At 34.2% G+C, this 17096-nt stretch carries 16 protein-coding genes, 1 riboswitch and 1 other annotated feature; of the genes, 5 read left to right on the top strand and 11 right to left on the bottom strand.

Annotated features, from left to right (window positions below):
• Positions 1 to 132 precede the first annotated feature (132 nt).
• A complete protein-coding gene (locus tag SJY24_RS21375; RefSeq protein ID WP_377866111.1) occupies positions 133 to 945 on the bottom strand; it encodes a polyphosphate kinase 2 family protein in 813 nt (270 codons plus the stop codon).
• 89 nt (positions 946 to 1034) lie between these two features.
• Positions 1035 to 2477: a carbon starvation CstA family protein gene (locus SJY24_RS21380; RefSeq protein ID WP_377866112.1), complete on the bottom strand. Its 1443-nt coding sequence runs from the start codon at positions 2475 to 2477 to the stop codon at positions 1035 to 1037.
• A 242-nt stretch (positions 2478 to 2719) separates the two neighbouring features.
• Here SJY24_RS21380 and SJY24_RS21385 point away from each other — a divergent pair, with 242 nt between their 5' ends.
• Positions 2720 to 3184 carry a hypothetical protein gene (locus tag SJY24_RS21385; RefSeq protein WP_377866113.1) on the top strand — a complete coding sequence of 155 codons (465 nt, stop codon included), beginning with the start codon at positions 2720 to 2722 and terminating at the stop codon, positions 3182 to 3184.
• A gap of 19 nt (positions 3185 to 3203) precedes the next feature.
• Here the strand turns inward: SJY24_RS21385 and SJY24_RS21390 are convergent, their stop codons facing one another.
• The 4 genes from SJY24_RS21390 to SJY24_RS21405 form a co-directional block, all read right to left on the bottom strand.
• Positions 3204 to 3482: a hypothetical protein gene (locus SJY24_RS21390; RefSeq protein WP_377866114.1), complete on the bottom strand. Its 279-nt coding sequence runs from the start codon at positions 3480 to 3482 to the stop codon at positions 3204 to 3206.
• Positions 3483 to 3511: 29 nt separating this feature from the next.
• On the bottom strand, positions 3512 to 4774 hold the full coding sequence (locus tag SJY24_RS21395) for an MFS transporter (protein ID WP_377866115.1): 1263 nt from the start codon (positions 4772 to 4774) through the stop codon (positions 3512 to 3514).
• A 197-nt stretch (positions 4775 to 4971) separates the two neighbouring features.
• The gene (locus tag SJY24_RS21400) at positions 4972 to 6351 is read right to left on the bottom strand and encodes an S-layer homology domain-containing protein (protein WP_377866116.1); all 1380 of its coding nucleotides are present in this window, start codon (positions 6349 to 6351) and stop codon (positions 4972 to 4974) included.
• A gap of 266 nt (positions 6352 to 6617) precedes the next feature.
• The gene (locus tag SJY24_RS21405) at positions 6618 to 7862 is read right to left on the bottom strand and encodes an N-acetylmuramoyl-L-alanine amidase (protein ID WP_377866117.1); all 1245 of its coding nucleotides are present in this window, start codon (positions 7860 to 7862) and stop codon (positions 6618 to 6620) included.
• Positions 7863 to 8018: 156 nt separating this feature from the next.
• Here SJY24_RS21405 and SJY24_RS21410 point away from each other — a divergent pair, with 156 nt between their 5' ends.
• Positions 8019 to 8504 (top strand): 8-oxo-dGTP diphosphatase, encoded by a 486-nt coding sequence (locus SJY24_RS21410; RefSeq protein WP_377866118.1) that lies wholly within the window; start codon positions 8019 to 8021, stop codon positions 8502 to 8504.
• A 28-nt stretch (positions 8505 to 8532) separates the two neighbouring features.
• On the opposite strand, the gene SJY24_RS21415 is transcribed toward SJY24_RS21410, so the two are convergent.
• From SJY24_RS21415 to SJY24_RS21425, 3 genes are read right to left on the bottom strand one after another with little or no spacing between them, the layout of a single operon-like run.
• A complete protein-coding gene (locus SJY24_RS21415) occupies positions 8533 to 10158 on the bottom strand; it encodes a YndJ family protein (RefSeq protein WP_377866119.1) in 1626 nt (541 codons plus the stop codon).
• A 5-nt stretch (positions 10159 to 10163) separates the two neighbouring features.
• The gene (locus SJY24_RS21420; protein ID WP_377866120.1) at positions 10164 to 10775 is read right to left on the bottom strand and encodes a DUF4166 domain-containing protein; all 612 of its coding nucleotides are present in this window, start codon (positions 10773 to 10775) and stop codon (positions 10164 to 10166) included.
• Positions 10776 to 10779: 4 nt separating this feature from the next.
• Positions 10780 to 11688 (bottom strand): DoxX-like family protein, encoded by a 909-nt coding sequence (locus SJY24_RS21425; RefSeq protein WP_377866121.1) that lies wholly within the window; start codon positions 11686 to 11688, stop codon positions 10780 to 10782.
• A gap of 192 nt (positions 11689 to 11880) precedes the next feature.
• A riboswitch (Lysine riboswitch) is annotated at positions 11881 to 12067 on the top strand.
• A 202-nt stretch (positions 12068 to 12269) separates the two neighbouring features.
• Here SJY24_RS21425 and SJY24_RS21430 point away from each other — a divergent pair.
• Entirely contained in the window at positions 12270 to 13499 is a 1230-nt protein-coding gene (locus SJY24_RS21430) for an aspartate kinase (protein WP_377866122.1), read from the top strand.
• A gap of 344 nt (positions 13500 to 13843) precedes the next feature.
• Positions 13844 to 14296 (top strand): VOC family protein, encoded by a 453-nt coding sequence (locus SJY24_RS21435; protein ID WP_377866123.1) that lies wholly within the window; start codon positions 13844 to 13846, stop codon positions 14294 to 14296.
• A 274-nt stretch (positions 14297 to 14570) separates the two neighbouring features.
• Here the strand turns inward: SJY24_RS21435 and SJY24_RS21440 are convergent, their stop codons facing one another.
• Positions 14571 to 15008, bottom strand: coding sequence for a helix-turn-helix domain-containing protein (locus tag SJY24_RS21440; protein WP_377866124.1), 438 nt, complete (start codon positions 15006 to 15008; stop codon positions 14571 to 14573).
• Between the two features lie 136 nt (positions 15009 to 15144).
• Complete coding sequence (asnA, locus tag SJY24_RS21445; protein ID WP_212090065.1) at positions 15145 to 16128, bottom strand: aspartate--ammonia ligase; 984 nt, start codon at positions 16126 to 16128, stop codon at positions 15145 to 15147.
• Positions 16129 to 16198: 70 nt separating this feature from the next.
• Positions 16199 to 16458 (bottom strand) — a binding site (T-box leader).
• Between the two features lie 408 nt (positions 16459 to 16866).
• Here asnA and SJY24_RS21450 point away from each other — a divergent pair.
• A complete protein-coding gene (locus SJY24_RS21450) occupies positions 16867 to 16998 on the top strand; it encodes a DUF3934 family protein (RefSeq protein WP_000047589.1) in 132 nt (43 codons plus the stop codon).
• The last annotated feature ends 98 nt before the right edge of the window (positions 16999 to 17096 follow it).

Below are 17096 nucleotides of genomic sequence, written 5' to 3' on the forward strand. Positions count from 1 at the left end.
TCTCATTGATTCATCTAATATAAATATATTCTAACTAAAAAAAGCTGTCCCATAGTTTAGTTTCACCTACTTACGGGACAGCTCCTTCTCATGTTTCATACCAGCTTCTAATCATGACAAAATCTCTCTATGCTATTTAACCTCTACATCTTGCACAGATTCAATTTTCTTTTTCTTACCTTCTTTTATTTCATAATAATAAGAAGGTAATTCTATACCATGCTCTAAAAAATAATCTTCAATTAATGAAATAATCACTTTCAATGTTTTCAAACGAGCGTATAATTTATCATTACTCGCAATAATATTCCATTTAGCATTCGGCTTATTTGTTTCTTCAAACATGTCTTCCATTGCTTCTACATACTCATCCCATTTTTCACGATTACGCCAGTCTTCGTCTGTAATTTTCCATCTTTTAAGAGGATTATTCTCTCTTTCTGTAAATCTCTTTAACTGTTCGTCTTTACTAATATGATAGAAAAACTTTCCTATTATGTAATGATCATCAGTTAATAGTTTTTCGAAATCATTAATTTCACCATACGCTCTCGTCCACTCTTCTTTTGTAGCAAAACCTTCAACACGTTCAACTAATACACGCCCATACCAAGAACGGTCGAATATAGTAATTTGCCCATATTGAGGAAGTTTCCGCCAAAAACGTTGCAAATAATGATACCGTTTTTCATGAGGAGCAGGTGCGCCAATCGGATTTACTTGAAACCCACGTGGATCAAGGTGTTCCGTCACTCGCTTAATCGCTCCGCCTTTTCCAGCCGCATCCCAACCTTCCATAACGAGCATAACAGCGATTTTTTCTTCTTTTAAAATTTGCTGCAATGCTAATAAGCGCATTTGATATTTTTCGAGTTTTTTATTGTACTTAGATTTTGATTCAATTCTTTTCGTTACATCTACTTTAGCAAGATGTCCATTTTCCATAAAACAAATCCCCCTTGTTGTATGACAATGTTATTTTAACATATTATTGGGAATTTTTTCACATTAGAAAAAACTGTGTAGAAAAATCTCTACACAGCTTCCTTCTCTAATTGCACATCTACTTCAATATTCTCATTTTTATTTTTCACAGCTTTCATAAAGAATACAGCAGTTAAAATAACTGTAATAACCGCACCTACAATATAAGATGTATTTAGCGGAATATTAAAACCAATTTTCGCATTTAAAATATAAACAACTGTCATGAGCGTCATAAATATCGCTGGAATTAAAGAAACGATATACTGTTTTCCTTTGATAAATAAATACATCGTTCCAATCCATAACGCAATGGCTGCAGTCGATTGGTTAGCCCAAGAGAAATATCTCCATAATAGTGTAAAATCAATTTTCGTTAAACCATATGCAATAACAAATAATGGAATCGCAATAATTAAGCGATTTTTTAATTTCGTTTGATTAAAATGGAAGTAATCCGCAATAATAGAACGTGCCGCACGGAATGCTGTGTCTCCAGATGTAATTGGTAATACAATGACACCAAGAACAGCTATTGTGCCACCCACAGCACCTAACATCGTCTTCGAGATTTCACTTACAACCGCAGCGGGTGTCCCCGATTTAATTAGCTCATTTAATTCACCGTAAGAGAAAATACTCATTGCCGCAGCTGCCCAGATCATTGCAATTATCGCTTCTGCAATCATCATACCGAAAAATACATAACGGCCATGTTTCTCCGTTTGAAGTGTACGTGAAATAATTGGTGATTGTGTTGCGTGGAATCCTGATAAGGCACCACACGTAATCGTCAACATTAATAATGGGAAAATAGGTGCATTGTCTGGATGCATATTTTCAAACGTTAGCTCTGGAATCGGAGAGCCTTTTATTATCATCATTCCCCCTATGCCAATAGCACTTATTAGCAATAATGCACCTAATACCGGATAAATTTTACCAATAATTTTATCAATCGGTAATATAGTCGATAAAATGTAATATATGAAAATTACAGATAAAATAATAGTTATTGATACTTTTCCTTGCAATACGATATCAAGTAATGATGCTGGCGTTGTTATAAACACAGTTCCTACTAATACTAAAAGTAAAAGTGAAAAGATATTTACAATATGTCTCATTGCATTTCCTAAAAATTTCCCTGCTAATTCAGGAATATGCGCCCCTTTATTTCGAATAGAAATCATCCCTGTAAGATAATCATGAACAGCCCCTGCAAAAATCGCTCCGATAACGATCCAAACAAATGCAACTGGACCATATAAAGCACCTAATATTGGTCCGAATATAGGACCAGTACCTGCAATATTAAGTAATTGAATCATAGAATTCTTTCGCCTATCCATAGGTACATAATCTATCCCATCTTGATTCACATAAGCTGGTGTCTTTCTCGAATAATTTACTCCAAATATCTTTTCAATTAACTTTCCATATGTAAAATAACCGATTATCAATACGACGATTGACACTAAAAATGTAATCACTTCTATCCCCTCCCCTTCAGAAAGCATTTTCTTATTTCTATATAAGAAATCGCTTTCAATTTATTCTAGCATACTTAACTACATCCAATAAACAATTTATATAGAATTTTTAGTATATTCTTTTTATAAGATAAAAAACAGCCTCTCTTATTTGTAATATCACCTTACGTTATACGGTATATTTTTTCACGAAGAGAAGATAATAACAAATAAATCCATTAAAGAATGGGAGCTCTCTAAATATGAAACGAAAAATATTTTCTCTCTTTGCACTAATCTGTTTAGCACTACCAATACAAGCTAGTGCATACACATTTCAATCACTACCAATTGCGTCAAAGTCTAAACAGTGGTATATCGAAGTTGACAAATCTCATAACTCAAACAAGCAAGCGTTGCAACCAAAACACGGTGTATATGATACGTATAGTTTATTCGTAAAAAACATCGGTAATGATGTATCAAATGTATCAGTGGAAATACTTGATAACACACCTACATCTAAAGTTACCTTCAATCCTACTACATCAAATAACAACGTTTCAAAAAGTCATACAAGCTTTGACTACATGGTATTCCCATTAGACTTTAATAGCCATAATTTTAAAGTCGTCATTACTTGGGAAGAAAAAAATTTCTCTTACAACGGCCATCCAGTAAATGAGAGTAAAAAAATGAAACAAACATTTGTGTTTAATGAAGAGTAAGCCCTAATTTGATTAGGGCTTACTCTTTATTTACAAAACCCGATTGAATTGCTTCTGTCAATTCTTTTGCAATATGTATTTTTGTAGCGTCTACACAGATTTTTTTGTCCCCAACATGTACGGAAGGCTCTTCATTAGACAAATGCTTAATTAAGATGAATCGATTATATGTCATTTTATTTTCTATAGGAGTCGCAATATACACCGTAAAATTCTTTGCTTCAAATACTTTTTCTCCCAAAACATATTTACATCCTAATTCACCTACTACTAAATCATTCAGGCTTTCTATAGTCATATACCATATCCCCCTTTTAGCCTACATAATCAATCGAACCGCCGAATACTTGGTACAGACAATGCCATCCCAATTGTTATGAGTACTAAAATAGCTAGCATTATAATTGTTATCTTGCCACCTATTACAGTAGCTAACCAGCCTACAATCACATATCCTAATGGCAATAAAGCAAACGAACCTAACATATCAAGACTTGCCACTCTTCCAAATGCTTCTTCTGGTACAAGCTCTTGTAAACTTGTTTCCCAAATGAGCCCAAATATCATCATACCGAATCCTTCCATTGCCATTAAAGCTATTAAAGCAGGTGCCCAAGAAATGAAAGGCATAATTAATAGTGCTATTCCACTTATTAACACACCACCATATGCTAGTAATCCCCTCTTCCGCCACTGCTGCCTCCCACCAAAAATTAGTGCTGCAATTACAGCTCCAGCACCAGAAGAAGCCATACCCAATCCATATACGTAAGCTTCAAAATGATGATGAACATTAAACAACCATGGAATTAATACAACGATAATTCCTGCATAACAAATATTTATGAAAGAAAAGACTAAAATTGTAATCCATAGCCACGGATGACTTTTTAGAACAAGAATCCCTTCCATAAAATCTTTTTTGTAATTGACTTTATTTCTTTCAAGTTTCTGTACTTTATTAAACTTTATTTCTCTTAAAAATAATAAACATAAAAATGATAGCAAATACGTTACTGCATCCAATCCAAATCCTATTCCGGCAGATGCAACTGAAACGATCAATCCTCCAAGAGCCGGTCCGATTAGTCGTATGCCTTGATTACTCATTTGCGTTAATGCATTAGCTGCATTTCGAATTTCTGGTACAAATACTTTCGCTCTTACAGCTGAATACGCCGGCTGAAATATCCCTTCCATAAGTCCATATAATGCCACGAGTACATATAGAAGTGGAATTGTTAAAACGTCCATAAATATAAGCGTTGCAAATAATAGCATTAATATGCAACGGATTATATCCGTAAATAACATCAATTTCACCCGGTCAATTCGATCCACGACTAATCCAGCAAACGGTAACGCAAGAATATTAGGAAGCATATACATTGCCATAGTCATTCCCATTACAACTGTTGAACCAGTTAATGAATATACAACGACTGGCAGAATAACCATCGTTATCGAACTACCTAAAGTCGAAAGTAATTGCCCAATCCATAAAAACTTAAAGTGCGGTGACACTTTAACTGGCAATAACAATTTACCGACATAACCTAAATTTTTCTCTGTTGGTATTTCTCCTTGCATATCTCTCTCCTCTTTTCAAACTAAGTTAATACCCGGAAATAAACACAGAAAATTCAATCTTTAATAACTTTAATTATATATGAAACTGTTAAATTATTGGTAGAAATATAAAAAAGAAAATCATAATGAATCTACAAATATTACGTGTTGAATATAAATAAAAAAGGTGTTTTCATATATGAAAACACCTTTCCACTTTATAATTTTAAGTTCTTCTTCAATGTCCAATATTTTTCTTGAGCATTTTCAAGTGAGAATTCTACCCAGCCATTTGGATCTTCACGATATACATTTACTTTTGTACCATTTTCTAATTTTCCAACTTCATTTTGTGTAATATTTGGTACACTCTTAATTGGGTTGTTAAACGGGAATGGAACTTGATAGTAAGACCCTACTGATTGAACAGTAGCTTTCGCATCTTTTGCATAATCTTTATATGGAATTGTTTCGCCTAATGCCTCTACATTTAATGTATTAGGGTTTTTCGGCAATCGGTTTATATTTTGATAATCTTTGTTATTGAAAGGCTTAATACGTTCCATAATATTAGCGATTTTGCCAGCCCATTCTTTATCAGTTGAATACATTACATTCATCGCAGGTAATGTGTAACCTTTGAAATACTTAGCACCTTGTTCTAAGTAATTCTTTCTCACATAATCAGCATTGTATGAAATACTTAATCCATAAGATGGTAAATATTTTGCATGTGCGAATGGATCCCAATCATACGCTCGTAGTCCAAATAAATTATGTTTACGATATGCAATTTCTGATTTCCCGTATCCAGACTCTAAGATTGCATGTGCTGCTAAATATAAAGAGTTCACGCCATACTCGTTTTGCGCTTTAATAAAGTCTTGTCCAACTCCAACAAGCGGACTATCGGGATGATATCTTTTAATATAATTATCAATCTCTTGAGCTGTTACATTAGAAGGTAATGTTACATCTAAATCGATATATGATGCCATGGCGTTATATAAAAATTGTGCATATTCTTCACGTGTTAAAACACCTGTTGGATTAAATGCACCTGCTCCATTACCTGCAGCAATGCCGTTAGACTCTAATGCACTAATCGCATCATTTGCCCAATGATCTTTCGAAACATCATTAAATGTATGATTAGCTTTTACTTTTAGTTTAAAAGCTTTCTGTAAAATTACAGCCATTTCAGCACGAGTTAAAGATTCTTTCGGTCTAAATGTTCCTTTACCGTCACCTACGAAAATCCCCATATCTGTTAAAGTTAAAATTTCGTTTTGGAACATTGTCGTTCCTTCGCTAATATCAGAGTATGGATTTTTATATTCGCTTTTCGCTTCTGGTTTTAATGCACGATATATTAATGCGGCTACTTGCTCACGATTTACAACATCCCCGAATCCAAACTTACCATTATCATATCCTGCAATAATTTCTTTTGATGTTAAATTAGTAATTGCTTTATACGACCAATGATCTTTCGGAACGTCTGGAAATTCCTTTTCAGCTGCAAATGAAGTTGCCGGAGCCATCACTACTTGAAGTGCGACTGTCACTGCTAACACATTAGAAATAACTTTTTTCATATTTTTTTTAACACGTTATGTATATGCTTGTCCCGTGTTAACTTGCCTCCCTTTTCAATAAAATTTTCCCTATTAAACTAACAAACTCTTAATTCAATTAATTAGTCAACAGTAAAAGTATACGTGATAAAAATAAACTAATCTACCATTATTTTATTTATAATCATCATAATACGATATATCTTTTTATTTCGATACAAAATTATATAAACTCATATAAAAAGCCCATCTCTATATAGACGATGGGCTTAGCAAACGATGTTTTTTTATTTAGCTAAACGATACTTTGAAACATTGAAACCTTTCCATTCATAATAATCTAAAATGCCAGCATAAATTGCCTCTGCAGCAATTTGTCTTCCTGATTCCGAAGCCAGCTTCTCATAATCTGCACTATTATCTAAAAATGCTAGTTCAGTTAATACCGCAGGCATTTCATTTTCTCTTATTACATAAAAGTCTTCTGGTTTCACACCACGATCTCTTGTATCTAGAGCTTTAACTAGTCGTTTTTGTATTTTCTCTGCTAACATACGACTATCTTTTTCACGTTCAGTTAATTCTTTCGTTTCAGATCCTTTATAATAAAAAGTCTCCGTTCCATATCCATCATGATTTTTAGAAGCATTCGCATGAATACTTACAAAAACATCGCCATTATGTTCTTTCGCGAACTCTACACGTTTTTTAAGGTCCTCAGTTTGCTTGTCACTAAAACTACTATCTGTTTCACGTGTTAACAACACATGGAATGGAGTATTTTTCTCTAGTAAACTTTGTAATCTTTTAGATGTATCTAATACAATATCACTTTCATGTAATCCTTGTGTTGCCTTCCCAGGATCTGTTCCTCCGTGACCAGGATCAATAATAATCACTTTTCCTTCTAACGCATCTGGAATTTTAAGAGAATCTGATTTTGCAATAAATTGCGCTGCTTCTGCCTTCGTTACAGTTTTATTAGGCAGCCAAGCTGTACTAGTTACACCTTGTGAAATATTCAATTCTACTAAAATGTTCGCTTTATCTTTTCCCCAACTAGGATTTAAATCTGCAAATTTTGTTGGTAATGGCTGTTTTACTTTCGCATCTAATTTATATGCTTCAACAAGCATCGATGCCATTGAAACTCGGTCAATTTTCCCATTTGGATCAAATACGCCTGGGCCTTTCCCTTTAACAACACCAGCTTTTTCTACAGCTGCGATGTATGGGGTATACCATCCGTTTTGAGAGTCACCGAAAGATGGTTTAGCATCTTTATCGAATGGTAAGTTTAAGATTTTAGCCATCATTGTAGCTGCTTCTGCACGAGTGATCTCTTTTCCAGGCTCGAACATTCCTTTCTCGTTACCTGTAACTGCGCCTTTTCCTGCTAAGTAGTTAATAGAATTTTCTGCCCAGTCCCCTGCTGGGACATCTGGAAATGTTTTTGTTTGTGCGAAACTACTAGATGAATAAGATAATATACTAGCTGCGATTATTCCTGCTGCGATTATTCTATTTTTCATAGAATATATTCCCCTCTCAAGTACAATTTTTTATATAACAGAGTAATTATAGTTCTGAAAATTAGTAATAGTCAATTGTATTTTGTATAATTTTGTCTTATTATTGTATTTTTTGGAACGAATAACTATAGTTAAACTATAAGAGGAGAGATTCATATGAGTGCGAATTGGAAAAGTATCGAACACCGTATTTATACAATGTGTATGATTCAGCGTAATAATGAAATATTACTAATACAACGGCCGGATCATCTAGGCTTCCCTGGTTACATCGCTCCTGGCGGAAAAGTAGATTTCCCAGAAAGTATCGTTCAAGCCGCTATAAGAGAAGTAAAAGAAGAAACTGGATTACTTGTTTCCAATTTAATCTTTAAAGGATTAGACGAATATGTAAATCCAAAAGAGCAGGTTCGCTATATGGTTTTCAATTATTGGACAGATTCATTTGAAGGTGAACTCCTTTTGAATCCTCCTGAAGGCGAATTATTATGGGTACCAATTGATGAAGCACTAAATCTCCCTATGCAAGATTGGTTTAAAGAGAGATTCCCATTATTTTTTGAAAAAGGTACGTTTGAAATTCAACGTGTTTGGGACCGAGACTTGGATAAACAAGTTGCGATGACAATTACGCATACGTAAAAAAGCTTGGAATCTCTCCAAGCTTTTCTTACTTCTCCTCTATTTTCTTAATCTCATAATCAATTTCTAAAAACTTAACTCCAAATATCCACATTCTATGATTAGCTTCTAATATTTGATCCGTTCTCTCTTTAATAATAAAAGTCTCTGCTAATGGTAAACGTATTGTAAAGAAACGAGTATGTAAATAAATCCCCTCATCTCCCTTACCATTTCTTCTCAATTTACTAGTAATGATTAAACTTTTATTCTTATTACATAATTTCAAAATCCCCGTCATATTCGAATATGGTAAAGGTAATCCGATATTCATGTATTTCTCATCCTCATGGGTATGTTTTGAGTAAAGAGCTACAAAAACAGATTCTCCTGCTTCATTTTTTCTTAGCCAAGCCCTTACATTCTCTCTTCCATCCTTCTCATCTATTACCCCAATGATAGAGCCATGCATCGTTTCCCACTTGCCGCCCATTCCTAAATGTATTTGTCCTATACGCTTACTCATTTTCTCATAGCAAAATGCAAGCGGGCGGAACCAACGATTCCATTTTATATGCGATTGTAACTCATACTCTTTTGTATTTTCATAGAAACGAGTAATACTTAAAGGAATCTTCGTCACGTCAAATGCCTCACTATGAAAATCATTCATTTTATCAACTAAACCTTTGTATTCCTTGTTATCTATTAAATTTCTGTTATGTAAAAATGCTTCACCAACTGTCGCATTTCCTCTTAACCTGCTCATTGGCTTCCCGTAATATTTATAATTCGGAATACTCTTCTCAATCATCCAACCGAGAAAAGCTGGTAACGCTACTCCAATTCCATTTACCACGCCGTGAATCCAAACCATTTGAGCAATTGTAATCGTCATTACATGTTTCAAATTCCCATATGAATATATAAGTGAAAACATAATTGTTACCATGAGTGTGCTAGATGATATGATCAGGAGAACCTTTGCACTGATAGCATTGAATTTCGTTCTCCATACGTAAATCCCATATCCATAAATGGCACATAAATATATGAATACTGCAAAGAATTCAAACACCCTCGAATAGGTAATTCCTATTGCAACTGTCATTGGAGAAATGACGATGATAAACATAATAGCGTCATATAACTTACTTCCACGTTCTCTTTTTCTTCCAAGTAAACCAGCTGATAACGGCAATAAAAATGCCGAGTAATGAAAGTGTGCAGCTGTGAGTAAAACAATGTCAGAACTAAAGTTCATAATTGAAAGTTTCCCTACAGAAGCAAAGAGCCAAAAGCCACCTAGAAACAAATAAATAAACGCACTATCTATAGCTGTTTCTTCTAGAGGTTTCCATCCTCTTTCTAGCAATCTACTTACACCAAATAACGCCACAATTCCTGTATATACAAACCAAGGTAACGCAAAGAAATAGTGATTTGTTACGAAAGCTAGCATTGCACTGATTGCTGCGATTGGATATAACAGCGATGCAAATTTATAAAATAATAAATACGATCCATTTTTTGTTTCTTTGTCAATAATACAAAATGACATCGGTATAAATAACAAAATGGATAACAAAATAATTGCTTCAACAGGATTTACATTCGACCACTCGTATATTAGAAATACAATATAACAAGCAAGTCCAAATAGCATATTTTTCATCTCGTTTATTTCCTTTCTACAAATGTTCCCTTATATGAAAATAGTGACCCAATTAACGGATTTCGTACTTGTACATGAATTCGAAAGCATTGTAGTGTTTCATCATAACTTTCTACAATTTTTGCCTCTCCATATAAAAATTTTGGTAACGGGATTTTTCTTCCAAACATAAAAAACCATTGTTTCTTTGAAGAAATATGCATCCCGCCTTTTTCATCAATGTAAAAATTCAATGTAGAAACGAATATGTGCGGTTCGCCAAAATAATCTACAATTTCATTATTCTCTTCATCCAACTGCATAACGGCGTTAAAATATCTTTTCTTATTTTGAAAATAAAACGTACGATTCCACCTTACAAGTTCTTTCCCATGTTCATCTCGCTCAGCGGTATTATGTATCGTAAATGGCACTTTCTTTCCTCGCTCAGCAAAAAACATTCGAAACTTCGATGCAATTTTCAAACTCAATTTAACGAAAAAAGAGCCACCATAAATTTCATCCATTTCCCCTTCGCCAATAAAGCTATTTTCCTTTGTTATCGCATATCGTTCCTGCAATTTTGGATGAAGCTTTTTATAAGAATCCCCTAATAATCTTTCATATATATTAACCATATACTTATCCCTTTCTCGTCCTTTTACAATTTTTTGCGCTCGGCAAATTAGTGCTATTTATATAACCGATAATCGATAACCCTATTAGAAGAAAATTCAATGTAATCGGATTAAACGGTTGCGTAAAACTTATGATATTCGTAACTCCTGCCACTATAGTTAAGCCTATTAACATAACAATATGTAATATAAACAACTTTCGTTTTTGAAATGGCAATAGCCACATAACACCCCATATTATTTCTAAAAATCCAACTATTTTAAGTATAAAAATACTACTTTCATTCGATCCGATTAGCTCAGAAAGCATCTTTACTTCTTCTGCATGAGTAAACATCAGTTTCGGTACAATCCCTTGATATAACCATACGAAAGCAAATAAAAAACAAACGAGCCAATACGTCATCGTTCTTCTAATTAACAACTTAGGATGAAGTCCCTTTTCTAACCATAATTTTAAAGCATCAAAACTCCATGCTGTCGCCCAACCTAATATAGGTCGAAAAACATATGAATCTATCACATTTCCTATACGACCAAACCTTGTATCATAATCATATTTCGTCTCAAAATAAATATGCTCTTCATTCGGTGTATATTTCCAATAACCACGCCCGATTTGTATAAGTGATAATTGATTTTCTGTCCAAAATTTTAAAGAAGAAACGCGCTCTCCAGTTTCTTTTCTTACTTCACCTATCGATTCTCCTTCTCCAGCTATTTCAAGTCCGAAACCAATCTTCGTTTTATATAAAAACTTCTGCGGCTCCCCCTCTTTTTTCTCCAAATACGAGATTTCTGTAAAACGTGCATCCCACTCTGTATGTAGGTCCGGTTCTTGCGTATATTTCCATAATTTCTCCATTGTTGTTTTCATTTCTGTCGCTACATAAATAGGCTTTTTCTTGCCCATCCTTCCACCTCCCATGCTCTATATTTTTAATGTACATGCAACGAATTTATTTTGCTACATTTTTCACAAACTAACCCTCAAAAAAGATAGAATTTTTAAAAAACATATAAAACACTTGATTCCCTGAAAAATTTAAATTATTATAAAACAAATGTTACCAACAACTTCATAAATCAAACACTCTCGCCTAAAACGTGAGATAGAGGTTGCAACACTTATAAGTATTCTAAAGGAGACACAGAGATGTCTATGAATTTAGAAGAAAGGAAGTGTTGCCGAAATCGATAAATTTCTCTGCATTTATCGATTGGGGCTGTTTTCGAATAGAAACAGAACTGTCATATGTACAGACATGTACGTATGAAGAGCTATCTACAAAAAAGAGATATCATTTTTTATGATATTCCTTTTTTGGCGGTTTTTTTATTAGCTCCGTTTTCTGTTTCCCTTTTCCTGTAACAGCACCATCCTCACTTATTTGAGATGGTGTTTTTTGTTTTTCTCTCTGGTAACTACAGGAATATTGGGATTTGTATATGTCCTAACCTATTCTTAAAAATGGACGAAAGAAGGAATTCGTAATGGAAACGATTGTACAAAAGTTTGGCGGTACTTCTGTTGGAAGCGTCGAACGCATTCAACATGTAGCAAATTTAATTATTGAAGAATATGAACAAGGGCATAGTATCGTCTCTGTCGTTTCAGCAATGGGAAAAAGTACAGATGAACTTGTAGCACTTGCTAAAGCTATTACAGAAAATCCAAGTAAACGTGAAATGGATATGCTTCTATCAACAGGAGAGCAAGTGACTATTTCATTATTAACGATGGCACTACAAGCAAAAGGTTATAACGCGATTTCATTAACAGGATGGCAAGCTGGTATTACGACAGAATCTGTACATAGTAGTGCACGGATTACTGACATTCATACAGATCGAATTCAATCTTATCTTACTGAAGGTACGATTGTTATCGTAGCTGGCTTCCAAGGCGTTAGTGAAAACCATGAGATTACAACGCTTGGACGCGGTGGTTCTGATACAACTGCTGTTGCATTAGCTGCTGCACTGAAAGCAAAAAAATGTGATATTTACACGGATGTGACCGGTGTCTATACTACGGACCCACGAATTGTAAAAGATGCTTATAAATTAGATGAAATTTCTTATGACGAAATGTTAGAACTTGCAAACCTCGGTGCTGGTGTATTACACCCGCGTGCGGTTGAGTTTGCTAAAAATCATAATGTCGTTTTAGAAGTTCGCTCAAGTATGGAACAAGAAAATGGAACAATTGTAAAAGGAGAATGTAACATGGAACAACAATCAATCGTTAAAGGTATTGCATTTGAAGATAATATTACACGCGTCACAATGAAAGGATTGGAACAAGGTGCACTTTCAACAGTTTTCTCTACATTAGCAGCGGCACATATTAATGTAGATATCATCATTCAAAGTATTACAAATGAAGGAACTGTCCACCTCTCCTTCTCAATCCATTCTAATGATTTAAGAGAAACATTAGAGGTATTAAAACAAAATCAAGAAACACTTCACTATGAATCTGTAGAATATGAAAATCATTTAGCAAAAGTATCAATTGTAGGATCTGGTATGGTCTCTAATCCAGGTGTTGCTGCGAATATGTTCACTACTTTAAAAGAAGAAAATATTCATATTAAAATGGTAAGTACATCAGAAATTAAAGTATCTGTCGTTATTGACCGCCTTCATTTAGTAACAGGTGTTGAGGCGCTGCATCAATCATTTATGGCAAAAATTGAGCCTTTAGTGCAGATGAGTTAATTTCCACCGGTAAAACTTTAAAAAATATATGAATCTATTTCCTTCCTATATAAATAGAAACAGGGTAGGACTGTTTTGTGGGAAAGTCGAAGTTATTCTATCGAATAGCAATTACAGTATCAAATTCTTGAAATGATAGCATTCACGAAATAAAGTTCTCGCATATTTCAATAGTAAAGGGTTTACGAAGTGTTATTCGTTAACAAGATTTTATATACTATGCCCGAAAACACCTTGTCACATTTTCCTACACTGTGACAAGATGTTTTTTGTTTAGAAGAGATTTTAGTATAATTATAAGGATAATTAAATAATAAATTTATACATAAAAGGAGATAAAAACTATGGCAAACAACCGATTACTACGAATGGACAATGTCAGCATCGTTGTAGAATCACTTGATAACGCAATCTCTTTCTTCGAGGAGATTGGCTTGAATCTCGAAGGGCGAGCTACTGTTGAAGGTGAATGGGCTGGTCGCGTAACCGGATTGGGTACTCAGTGCGTGGAGATTGCTATGATGGTTACGCCAGATGGCCACAGCCGAATTGAACTTTCGCGATTTCTCACCCCACCTACTATAGCAGATCATCGGACAGCTCCTGTAAACGCCCTCGGTTATCTGCGCGTCATGTTCACCGTTGAAGACATTGACGAAATGGTATCCAGACTTACTAAGCATGGTGCCCAGCTCGTTGGCGAAGTAGTTCAGTACGAGGACTCGTATCGACTCTGCTACATTCGTGGAGCCGAAGGAATTTTAATCGGTTTAGCGGAAGAACTCGGTAACAAATAAGTAAGTAATGTTTTATAAAAAGTCTTTACTGAAGTAAAAATATTTGAAGAAAATTCTTATTCAATAAAACTTAGATTTTCAACCCCGTCCTAACTTTAGAACGGGGCTATGCTCGTTTGAGCTTTTAAAATTAAATAACTTTATTATCATTTTACACATAGGTTTCAAGACTCTATACAAACAGCTTTTTAACATATTCCATATATCTAAAAATCATTATAAAACAATTAAAATATTCACAATACCTTTTCCTAGGAAATATAACGGACTCTTCTCACTTCTTATCATATATATCTTTTCTATTAAAAAACGATCTGAACTCATTCAAAATAACTTTCTTCACGTCAGAGTAAAAAACCATCATGAATAGTGCTATTCCTAATAAGATCTCTTGCATTCCTTCATAATCAACGAAAGCACTCACAATTAGCAAACCAAACCCAATATAAAAACCAAACTCATTCTCTTTCCCAAAATCCTCATCTTCATCAATATGTATTTTCTCTTTTAAATTTTGGTTCCCTTTTATTAACTCATCGAGCGTAACATTATACATTTCGCTCAATAAAATTAAATTTTCAATATCAGGGCAACTTTTATCATTTTCCCACTTATACACAGCTTGCCTTGTCACACCAATTTTCTTAGCAACATCTTCCTGTGAAAACCCTTTTGACTCTCGTAATCTTTTAAGTTGTTGTCCTAAGCTCATAACATCCCCTCCTTTAACAAATTATTACATAAAAGGATCCGAAAAAGAAAGAAACCATTAGTAAAACCCACTGTAAACCATTCGTTTACACAATGAAAAAGAGAGAATAACTCTTTGAGCAATCCTCTCTCTTCTATTAAAACAGATGAATGTTTTCTTTCTTGCAAGCTTCACGTAAATCGTCAGGCCATACAGAAGATTGAACTTCACCGATATGTGCTTTACGTAAGAAGTACATACACATTCTTGATTGGCCGATACCACCACCAATTGTTAATGGTAGTACATCTTCTAATATACCTTTATGGAAATCGTACTCACGTTTGAAATCTTCGCCAGTTTTCGTTAACTGCTCATCAAGTGATTTACTATCAACACGAATTCCCATTGATGATAATTCGAATGAAGCTTGTAGTACTGGGTGCCAGAATAAAATGTCACCGTTTAATTTCCAATCATCATAATCGGACGCGCGTCCATCGTGCTTTTCACCTGAACGGAGTGCATCACCAATTCCAATAATAAAGACTGCACCATGTTCTTTCGCAATTGCATGTTCGCGATCTTTCGGTGTTAATTCTGGATATTTATCTTCTAGTTCTTGAGAAGTAACGAAAACAATTTCTTCTGGCAAATACTTTCCAAGGAACGGATACTTTTCAAATAAGTGACCTTCCAATTCTTTGAATATTCCATAAATTGTTTGTACTGTTTTTTGTAAGTAATCGAAAGTACGCCATTCTTTTTGAACGATTTTTTCCCAATCCCATTGGTCAACATAAATGGAATGCGTTGCATCAAGTTCTTCATCACGACGAATCGCGTTCATGTTAGTATATAAACCTTCACCAGCTTCATATCCGTATTCATGTAATGCGAATCTTTTCCACTTCGCTAGTGAATGAACAATTTCTAATTCTTCTCCTGAATGTAACATATCAAACTCAATTGGACGTTCTACACCGTTTAAATGATCGTTTAATCCTGATTTTTTCGTTACGAATAATGGTGCAGATACGCGGAATAGTTCAAGACGTTTTGCTAATTGATCCTCGAAAAATGTTTTAACTTCCTTAATTGCGATTTGAGTCTCTCTTACTGTCATTAATGATTGATACATGGTGGTTTCCTCCTAAAATGTTTGGATGTTGTGAAAAGAAGCCAACAAAAAAAGCCCTTCTTTCCCAAAAAACTGGGACGAAAGACTTTGGTTCCGCGGTACCACCCAAATTAGCAACAGAGGTTGCTCACTTATACAATACGGAGATTAAAAAATCTCGATACTGTTCTTCTTGTAACGGCGAAGTTCCCGGCTAAGTCTACTTTCCTATAAAGGATTTCGGTTAGCGACTCCAGGAGGTTCTTCATAATAGGCTTCGTATCAGGCTCACACCATCCCTGACTCGCTTAAACTATATCCTACTACTACTCGTCCTTTCATAGTCGTTTTGTTGTCACATCTCTGAAACATTTTATTAATGATTATTCTATACAAAATATAGAGAAAGTCAACAAAAAGTTTCAAAATATTTTTCAATTCTTTATTTTACGTCTTTACCGACTGTTCTTAATATAACATTTTTATTTCCTTTGTCTCTTCAATCCAAAAAATATTTCACTAATTGAAACTAACATATATACAACAAGAAGTGTGACTGTGCGAAAGATAGAATCCGCAGTATTTCTTATTATTTTCATTTTATTTGTAATTCCTTTCAGTTTACTCGCAATTTCATGATATACTATAGCATTCAAGCAGTTTGTTTTTACTTAAAGCAAGCATAGTCATTTATCGATAGTATTTTTCTAAAACATTGGCTATTATCAAATAAGATTTTTTATATAACGGAGTGATCATATGAGTAAAACGAAAGCAAAACCGAAAAAAGGTGTAGGACAAGGTACAGGAAGTAAAGGATGGAACCGTTGGCAATCAAGCGCGAAAAAGAAAGCTGCAAAACCATACAAAAGTAAAGGTACAAAGAAATAAAATAAATAGTGTCTTATCCCGCATTAACGGGCAGTAGGACTCCCACTAATTAAAGTTTCACTTTATCTCTTTACTTTGTACAAAACAAAATATAATTA

Origin of the sequence: Bacillus sp. R86525 (genome assembly GCF_042466195.1) — a bacterium.
GTDB lineage: Bacteria > Bacillota > Bacilli > Bacillales > Bacillaceae_G > Bacillus_A > Bacillus_A nitratireducens.